The sequence below is a fragment of the Myroides sp. LoEW2-1 genome (assembly GCF_009767705.1).
GTDB lineage: Bacteria > Bacteroidota > Bacteroidia > Flavobacteriales > Flavobacteriaceae > Flavobacterium > Flavobacterium album_A.
This window is the reverse complement of the sequence record NZ_WSPP01000179.1, coordinates 24829-33148: the sequence shown is the minus strand read 5'-3', so window position 1 is coordinate 33148 and position 8320 is coordinate 24829. Positions and strand designations below refer to the sequence as shown.

8 protein-coding genes are annotated in these 8320 nt (G+C 36.3%); 3 read left to right on the top strand and 5 right to left on the bottom strand.

The window, feature by feature from the left end:
- Nucleotides 1–276 precede the first annotated feature (276 nt).
- Nucleotides 277–825 carry a GNAT family N-acetyltransferase gene (locus tag GOQ24_RS11135; RefSeq protein ID WP_155093403.1) on the bottom strand — a complete coding sequence of 183 codons (549 nt, stop codon included), beginning with the start codon at nucleotides 823–825 and terminating at the stop codon, nucleotides 277–279.
- A 285-nt stretch (nucleotides 826–1110) separates the two neighbouring features.
- Here GOQ24_RS11135 and GOQ24_RS11130 point away from each other — a divergent pair, with 285 nt between their 5' ends.
- Both GOQ24_RS11130 and GOQ24_RS11125 read left to right on the top strand, forming a co-directional pair.
- Nucleotides 1111–1413, top strand: a complete 303-nt coding sequence (locus tag GOQ24_RS11130) for a hypothetical protein (protein WP_160339714.1) — start codon at nucleotides 1111–1113, stop codon at nucleotides 1411–1413.
- Between the two features lie 1039 nt (nucleotides 1414–2452).
- Nucleotides 2453–3763, top strand: coding sequence for a DEAD/DEAH box helicase (locus GOQ24_RS11125; RefSeq protein ID WP_155093401.1), 1311 nt, complete (start codon nucleotides 2453–2455; stop codon nucleotides 3761–3763).
- A 74-nt stretch (nucleotides 3764–3837) separates the two neighbouring features.
- Here GOQ24_RS11125 and GOQ24_RS11120 read toward each other — a convergent pair whose 3' ends face one another.
- The 3 genes from GOQ24_RS11120 to GOQ24_RS11110 all read right to left on the bottom strand — a co-directional run bounded on the left by GOQ24_RS11120 (nucleotide 3838) and on the right by GOQ24_RS11110 (nucleotide 6189).
- The gene (locus GOQ24_RS11120) at nucleotides 3838–4719 is read right to left on the bottom strand and encodes a hypothetical protein (RefSeq protein WP_160339713.1); all 882 of its coding nucleotides are present in this window, start codon (nucleotides 4717–4719) and stop codon (nucleotides 3838–3840) included.
- 24 nt (nucleotides 4720–4743) lie between these two features.
- Entirely contained in the window at nucleotides 4744–4986 is a 243-nt protein-coding gene (locus GOQ24_RS11115) for a hypothetical protein (protein WP_160339712.1), read from the bottom strand.
- 153 nt (nucleotides 4987–5139) lie between these two features.
- Nucleotides 5140–6189: an ATP-grasp domain-containing protein gene (locus GOQ24_RS11110; RefSeq protein ID WP_160339711.1), complete on the bottom strand. Its 1050-nt coding sequence runs from the start codon at nucleotides 6187–6189 to the stop codon at nucleotides 5140–5142.
- Nucleotides 6190–6391: 202 nt separating this feature from the next.
- On the opposite strand from GOQ24_RS11110, the gene GOQ24_RS11105 reads away from it, so the two are divergent.
- Nucleotides 6392–7621, top strand: coding sequence for an MFS transporter (locus tag GOQ24_RS11105; RefSeq protein WP_155092256.1), 1230 nt, complete (start codon nucleotides 6392–6394; stop codon nucleotides 7619–7621).
- Between the two features lie 46 nt (nucleotides 7622–7667).
- Here GOQ24_RS11105 and GOQ24_RS11100 read toward each other — a convergent pair whose 3' ends face one another.
- Entirely contained in the window at nucleotides 7668–8162 is a 495-nt protein-coding gene (locus GOQ24_RS11100) for a GNAT family N-acetyltransferase (RefSeq protein WP_155092255.1), read from the bottom strand.
- Between the last annotated feature and the right edge of the window lie 158 nt (nucleotides 8163–8320).

The window sequence follows — 8320 nt, the reverse complement described above, 5'->3', positions numbered from 1 at the left end:
AAAATCATTTTTACAAACTCAATATAGTTTTCCACGGTTATTATTTATTATTACAAAGATCTGTAGTTTTTAATTCACACACAACTTTTGAGATTGATCCATAAAAACAGACACCTGTCCCCCTACCCTATATCACCCAAACCATACAAACAGGCGTACTCCTAAACACAGAAAGAAAAAGTAATCTTGACAAAGAATTAGTCAATGTGAATCTTTTAAGCAATACACTCTTTATACAAAACAAAAAAACACCTCTATAAGGTGTTTTTTATGCTGTTAACGATTAATTAAAGAATACACAGCTGTATCCATAAACCTACCATTGAAATATTCGTTCTCTGTAAAATGAGCCTCTTTGACAAACCCACACTTCTCAAGCACGCGCATAGAGGCAACATTCTCTACCTGAATAATAGCCTCTAAAGAGTGAAATCCCAATTGCTTGAAACCATATTCGATCAAGCAACGAACTGCTTCTGGGACATATCCTTTACCGTGATACGAAGGGTGTAACATATAGCCAATCTCCGTTCGATAATGATTGAGCTTCATGCGATAAAAACCGATTGTTCCTATCATTTTTGAACTGCCTTTTTCAGTTATTGCCCAATTAATACACTCTTTATCTTCCATGCGCTTTGCTAAGGACTCAATATAAGTCACTGCCTCGTCTTGTTGCTGCGCTAAGGCAACAGGTATGTATTTCATCACATCTGCATTGGAACGCATTTCAAACATTTCTACTGCATCGTTTAGATCAACACAACGCAACGTCAAACGCTCTGTTTCCAAAATAGGAAAGGGAACAATATTTATATCTAACATCTTTTATCTTCTTTTAAGTATCAAAGTAAAAATAAGAATTATTAGGTTTGATAAAGGATAAAATCAATTTCAATTGCACAATTCCTACCACTATGGAGAAAACGCATGAAGAAGATGAAAACTTACCCCTTAATACACAATTACTTACAACAATCAGTAATTAGCACAACCAATGCCCTCATTACCTAAACTTGCTGTCTAGAAAGCACCTTATCTTTGTAAAGAACCGTTACAAAAGGGCAACTCCTTTTTTAGTAAAAGTATTAAACACTAAAATTATTGACCATGAAAAAGATTGTTTCGGCATTAGCTATAGCTGTACTATTTAGCTTTAGTTTATCAGCTCAAGATGTAAAGTCTAACACCAAAGAACAAAAGCAAATCTGTACACATGTGTGCACCCAAGATTGCAATCAAGATTGTGAACACATCAAAAATCACTACAATAGACATCTCAATTGTGACGAGAACTGCAAAGCAACACACGATTGTGCAGCATTCTCAAGAGAATACAAACAGAATCACAAGAAACATTGCAATGAACAACAGCATAATCACAGAAGATGCAGTGATCAGAGAAACGCCTAATTTAGTTACATACGAATACAATTATTAAAGCTTCTTAGTTTTCTACTAAGGAGCTTTTTTACGCTTAAAACGTAAATCTAAAAGCATCCTACAGCTGTTTTTAGCCCATTTAAGAGCTTATCTAATATTTTACTGCATTACCTCTTTATAGAAATTAGATCGTTTGTGTCAAGGCTAATTTAATCAATGGATTAGCTTTGATTATATGCGTTATAGCACAATACAGCTTGACAGATTTATTATCAGAATATCCACTCCATTTTACTGCTCCTTATACAACTTCTTAATCGGCCTTTCTCTCACTTTTCTTGGGGTATTCTTGCACCTTTCTTCGAGAAAACAGCACTTTTAGCTAAGAAACCCCCAGCAAACCCCTAACATACCCCAAGAAAGTGCAAGAAAAATAGCACTGATTTAAAAAACAACACGCTGAAAAGTTGATGATAGCAGGAAAAAAAATTCGGTGAGAAGTTGTATAATAATAACACAAGAAAAAGTCTAACATAAATACAGCTCATTACTCTTACCAATAGACATAAGACAAAGTGCAACTCTTCTTTTTTGTAAGGCCGTCCCAATTTGCCTACAGAGTCAGGATATAGCATTTAGAGCCAACAGCAAAACAACCGATTCCAATCGAAATATTGAATCATAGCATGTAGCTAATTACGCCTACTTAATAAAGTGAGTATTCCTCGTTATAAAACAGACAGAAGTAAAGAGGTTCCCTTTTCTTGCCTAAAAAGAAAATCGATAACATTCGCTATCTTATTGAAGAAAAAAGAAGTACGAACTCCCTCCACAAATTCAACAACTAAGCTTGGCAGAATATCTTGAAACTGATTCTTACTATCTATTGGGTACAATAAACTTTTACAATATGAAGATTTCCAATACTTGAGTATTGATAGGCGATCGCAATAATTTTTGCCCACTGTGCGACAATGTATATGGACTTCAAGACAATCTTTTCGCTTTTGAACCTGATTTAGATTAAAAACTTCCTTTAGCAAATCTATTTATGCACTACCTTTGCCCTATGGATAAAGCACGAATACTAAAGAATTTGGATATATCTGCTCTGAATACAATGCAAGAGCAAACGTATCTTACTGCACAGAAAAATCAAAATATCGTTTTACTTTCACCGACAGGTTCTGGAAAGACATTAGCTTTCTTATTTTCTATTTTGGATCGCTTGAATGCCAATGCAAAAGGCGTACAAGCAGTTATCTTAGTACCTACAAGAGAACTGGCATTGCAAATAGAAACTGTCTTCAAAAAAATGGGAACAGGCTTTAAAATTAATGCCTGTTATGGAGGTCATTCAACACGTGTAGAAATGAATAACTTTAGTACTCCACCTGCTGTTCTTGTCGGAACTCCTGGGAGAATTGCTTTTCACATCAAGGAGAGTTCATTTGAAACAGATAGCGTAAAGAGCTATGTAATAGACGAATTTGACAAGGCTTTAGAATTGGGGTTCCAAGAGGATATGGACTTTATCATTAACTCCTTTGCCCATACGTCTTTTAGAATGCTTACTTCTGCTACAAAACTCGACAAAATTCCTGTTTTCACAGGTATACAAAAGCCTGCTGTAATTGAATTTTTAAGTACTGAAGAAGTTAAACCTGACTTGACATTCAGCAAGGTAATTGCTCCAGCAGAAGAAAAACTGGAAACTACAATTAAACTATTGGCCAAAATTGGCAGAGATACTACGCTGATTTTCTGTAATCACAGAGATGCTGTAGATCGAATTAGCGAGACCTTAACCAATAAAGGTGTTAGCAATAGCGCATTTCACGGTGGTATGACACAAGAGGATAGAGAACGCGCTATCCTAAAGTTTCGAAACAAAAGCTGTCATATTTTGATCTCTACGGACTTGGCTTCACGTGGATTAGATATTCCCGAAATTGGCCATGTCATCCACTATCAAATACCTGACAAAGAGGAAACCTTTACACATCGAAACGGGCGTACTGCGCGAATGAAAAACAAGGGAAAGGTGTATATCATCACAACCAAAGAAGAAGAAATAGACTTCATAGACCCCAATTTGCCAATCGAAGTACTGAAGGGAAATCACAAGATAGATAATCGCACAGACTTTTTGACTGTTTATATCAGTGCTGGAAAGAAAGACAAAGTAAATAAAGTGGATATCGTTGGTTTCTTTATCAAAACCGGAGGTTTACAGAAAGAAGATATTGGGCTCATTGAAGTAAAAGATACACAATCGTTTGTGGCTATCAATGCCGTCAAAGTCAAAGCGATTTTAAAAAAACTCGAACAAGCAAAAATTAAGAATAAAAAAGTTAAAATTGCTATTGCCAAGAGTTAATCAAATTGAGTATTGCAAGAACAACATATAGAAATATCGCATCAACCAAATCTGTGGTAGATGCGATATCTTTTTTAATAATCTCTATAAGTATCAAACCATAAATTAGCTTGTTCATCTGTGACGATCCTTTTAGAAGCTTTGGCTAATAAAGCAACAGCCTCTCCTATATCTTCTCGTTCAATGGTTTCAATATCTTCAAGGGTGTTGAAGAATTGAATAATGTCTTGAAATAGAATTTCAACTTGATTTTCTGTCTGTGCCTTCGCTACCTTCTTTAAAGTTTCCTTGTACTTTTTCGTAGCTACTTTCTCATTCTTTCCCTCCCACCCCTTAAAAGGCAGGGAATATTCGGTTAAGAACCAATTTTGCTTTTTGAGTTTACTCACATTTGAATAACTCATTTCCCTTTTGACTAGTAACTCTTTCAACTCCTTCTGTAATTGTTTACCTCCTTGTTCTTCAACAATCCATCCAATAAAGCTGGTCAATCCACTCCAAGTATGCAAAGAGGGAAAACCTTGCAAATTAGGAGCATTTCGAATGCCAATGGAATTCAAATGCTTTAGATCACTTAGCACCTCAAGGTTTATCAAATTTCCACTTAGATTTAATACTTCTACATTCGGGAACTGAAGAAGACTCTGACAATCAAAAGGTTTTCCAATGGCTGAATTTTCAATATCAATAATCTGCAGCTTTTCAAAAAGTGAATGAGTAGGCAGACAGTGAATCGCATTTACAGTTGAATCACTGTGCAAGCTATAGGTCAGCCTTTGAAGTGCGCATATCCCTGTAAAAATAAAGGCTTCTAAATCACCTGATAAACACAGTTCTCTAACCTTAGTTCCCAATTGCAAGTGAACTTTATTCCCAAAAGAGTGAATGTGCAATCGAGAAATATTGCATTCACTAGCGTCTAATACAACATCTTCATAGGGTCTCCAAGAGAACATTTCAATTCGCCTATCAATAGACCACTAGGCAAAAGAACAATCATTACCTGAATAGTAAAAAAACCTTGGCCAAGCGTAGGTGCTCTCAAATTGACTTTCTTGAAAAACAGGCCAATTAACTTTAGCTCCAGCATCTACTACGGCATCAAATTTCCCTTGGGAGATACCTTTGGTTCCTATAGAAAAACTACCTTGCCCGTTGGGGATCTTTATCTTGTGACTATCTACTCCTGTCAAAGAGATTAAAAAAGGCTTGCCATTATTCATACACTTCTTGGGTTAAAAACATTAAAGTTCAAAGATAATATTATGTCGGTCTTAAAGACTCAACAATAGTAATAATTCAAAAAGGTAAACGGGTATAGAACCAATGGCTTGAGCACAAAAAAAGCTCAGTAAGAATTTACTGAGCTTTATATATTATACATACTCCCAACGAGTACCGAGTACGTTTACAATTAAATCTCGGTATCCCCATGGTACTAATCTCGCGGCGATAGAGGATAAACTATCTTGCTCTTTTCGGTGAGATCTTGAAGCACCAGTCATATTCGGTTTTAAGTTGACGTCAAAAATGAAGTACTTCCCTTCTTTATTAGCGCGACAATCAATGCGTATCGGCGCGTGACCATTAATAATACTTGCCGCTTTCTCACACTGTTTTAAAATATCTACAACTTCCTGCGAAGATTGTAAACTTGCTTGTAAGACTTCACTATTCTCAGTAACAGCAACCACACCATTATAGGGCATCACATTGTTTATGTGATTAAAACGCCTTAAAGCAGGAAAACACCAATAAGTTTTTTGTATGCGTATTTCACCTTGTACTACATAAGTCCCAGGAGGTAATACTGTAATAGTGATTTCCTCACCAGGTAGAAAGTCTTCTGTGTAAATAGTATCGCCAAATCGACCAGAATTAATTAGCTCCTCAGCTGTCTCTACAAACTGTTTTTGATTCTCCACAACCCTTACCCCCTCACTTCCTCTACCTCTTATTGGTTTTAGGACGTTTGGATATGTCGCTATTTTCGATAACTCTTTGTGATTGTCAAGACTTATCATCTTAGATTCCAACACAGGCAAACCTTTGCTTCTTAGCAAATTATTAGTATACACTTTATTGTCAAATAGATCAACTGCTTCGGTTGATTGCCCTACTATTTTTAGCCCCTTGTCTTTATACTTCTCTATCGGATGCCCTTTATACAAAACAGTATTCAGCCAAATTATCTTGGCTCCTTTTGCGATTGCCTTATCAATCCCTTCTTCTGTATCGGGAAACACCCAATCTAAATCATTTGTATCTTTTGGATTGTCAACTGGAGTGACTACCTCTATACCTGATAACTTCAGTGAGAACGCGATATCAGCACCACTATCAGCATATCCTCCGACCTTCATAGGTTTTATAATATTGTTCTTACTCGCTACGGGATTAGCTTGATAAACTATTGCTACTTTCATGTACAAATGGGATTAGATTAAACTTTTCCGACAAATAGCAATTATTATACCTTTGTCAGTAATAAAGTTACTAATTTTAACAATGACATGCTTTATTCTTCTCAAATTAATTTTTGCGAAATACCAAAGTCATTGGTATAATTCAGAATTAATCAAAACGCATAATGCAGTATCTTTGCTCCCCTATAGCAACCACAAATAAATGACAACAATAAGCAAACAAACTTTTTCAACCTACGACAAATTTGTCATATTCATTTTATCGATCACCCAATTTACTATTATCCTGGATTTTATGGTAATGGCTCCTCTTGGGGATCTCTTGTTAAAAGACTTACATATCAGCCCTAAGGATTTTGGAATTGTTGTATCAGCCTACGCTTTTAGTGCAGGAACTTCAGGTCTATTGACTGCCGGTTTTGCAGATAAATTCGACCGTAAAAAGTTACTGCTACTATTTTACTTTGGGTTTATTATCGGAACATTCTTATGTGGATTGGCCAATTCATATCTCACGTTAGTCATGGCAAGGATAATCACAGGTCTTTTTGGTGGAGTAATTGGTTCTATCTCTATGGCTATTGTCACTGACTTGTTCTCATTACAACAAAGAGGAAGAGTAATGGGGTTTGTACAAATGGGATTTGGAGCAAGTCAAGTATTGGGGATCCCCATTGGTCTTTACATAGCAAATAAATTCACTTGGGAAGCACCTTTCTTTATGATAGTGGCTTTATCCTTGTGTATTGCCATCGCCATTGTTGTAAAGCTCAAACCCGTTAATGCCCATTTACTTGAGAAAACAGACAAAAAACCCTTGTTACACCTTTGGCATACTATCCGAAACAAAGAATACCGCATTGGCTTTTTAGCCACTGTGTTTTTGTCAGTAGGAGGATTTATGATGATGCCCTTTGGAACAATCTTCGCAGTAAATAACTTAGGGGTTCACCCTGATCAACTTCCCTTCTTATTTATGGTTTCGGGAACTTGCTCTTTGGTTATCATGCCATTTATAGGCCGATTAAGTGATGCAATGAGCAAATATAAACTATTCGTAATCGCAACTTTGTGGATGCTCTCAATCAGTATCATCTACACTAACTTATTTGCCATTCCTTTGTGGTTAGTAATGATATTAAACGTCTTGCTAATGATAGGAATTATGAGTAGAATGGTACCATCACAGGCTTTGACAAGCGCGGTACCTATGCCAAAAGACAGAGGAGCTTTTATGAGTATCAACTCGTCTATACAACAAATATCAGGAGGTATTGCTGCGGCAGTAGCTGGGTTTATTGTCTATCAAGACACGGAGACCTCGCCTTTGATGAATTACAATATCGTCGGTTACGTTGTGGCTGGTATTGGAATCTTGGGAATTATCCTAATGGGTAGAGTCAATAAAATGATTGCTAAAAGACAATTGTAACTATAAAAGAGGTTTGTACACGCGATGTTACAAACCTCTGTTTTTATTATTCGCTTAGATTCAATGTTCTAAGCATCCATATTGTACATGAGAAATGCCCTGTATCTCCAAGGGGTTTGTCCAAAGATACAAAACCGAGTTTCTCGTATGCAGACACTGCAGCACTTAGTTCAGGCATCGTTTCTAAGTATATCTTTTCATAGCCGAAATCCGATGCTTTCGCAATACATTCTAGCATGAGTTTCTTACCCACTCCTTGCCCTCTGCAAGAGGACTTAACATACATCTTCACAAGCTCAACTGTATCTGAAGACAATCCTTGAGTGGGATATAAACCTACCCCACCGACAAGCTCTCCATTGAGCTCTGCTACAAAGTACACTTGCTTATCTCCTTGAAAACTCTGATAAAGTCTATCCGTACTTTCATCAAAATAAGCTGTTCCAGGGATGTTCAAACCGAAATCTTCTAAACTATCGCGAAGGATCTTAGCCATTTGCTCATTGTCTGAACAAGTAATTTCTCTAATCTTTAATTCCATATATTGTTTTTAGGTTCGTCTAATTTCAAATATAAAATAAAAAAAGTGAATCAAAGTACGATGAACAGTGGCGTTCGTATAATTGTATTTTTCGTTCACTACACTTTTGTCAACCCAGTATAAGCTAACTTACTCACAGACAAAAGTTAACTCATCAA

What these genes read in the sequence shown, in the direction of transcription:
- GOQ24_RS11135 (WP_155093403.1), bottom strand. Translation starts at nt 825, where the DNA reads ATGTTAGATATAAATATTGTTCCCTTTCCTATTTTGGAAACAGAGCGT.
- GOQ24_RS11130 (WP_160339714.1), top strand. Translation starts at nt 1,111, where the DNA reads ATGAAAAAGATTGTTTCGGCATTAGCTATAGCTGTACTATTTAGCTTT.
- GOQ24_RS11125 (WP_155093401.1), top strand. Translation starts at nt 2,453, where the DNA reads ATGGATAAAGCACGAATACTAAAGAATTTGGATATATCTGCTCTGAAT.
- GOQ24_RS11120 (WP_160339713.1), bottom strand. Translation starts at nt 4,719, where the DNA reads ATGTTCTCTTGGAGACCCTATGAAGATGTTGTATTAGACGCTAGTGAA.
- GOQ24_RS11115 (WP_160339712.1), bottom strand. Translation starts at nt 4,986, where the DNA reads ATGAATAATGGCAAGCCTTTTTTAATCTCTTTGACAGGAGTAGATAGT.
- GOQ24_RS11110 (WP_160339711.1), bottom strand. Translation starts at nt 6,189, where the DNA reads ATGAAAGTAGCAATAGTTTATCAAGCTAATCCCGTAGCGAGTAAGAAC.
- GOQ24_RS11105 (WP_155092256.1), top strand. Translation starts at nt 6,392, where the DNA reads ATGACAACAATAAGCAAACAAACTTTTTCAACCTACGACAAATTTGTC.
- GOQ24_RS11100 (WP_155092255.1), bottom strand. Translation starts at nt 8,162, where the DNA reads ATGGAATTAAAGATTAGAGAAATTACTTGTTCAGACAATGAGCAAATG.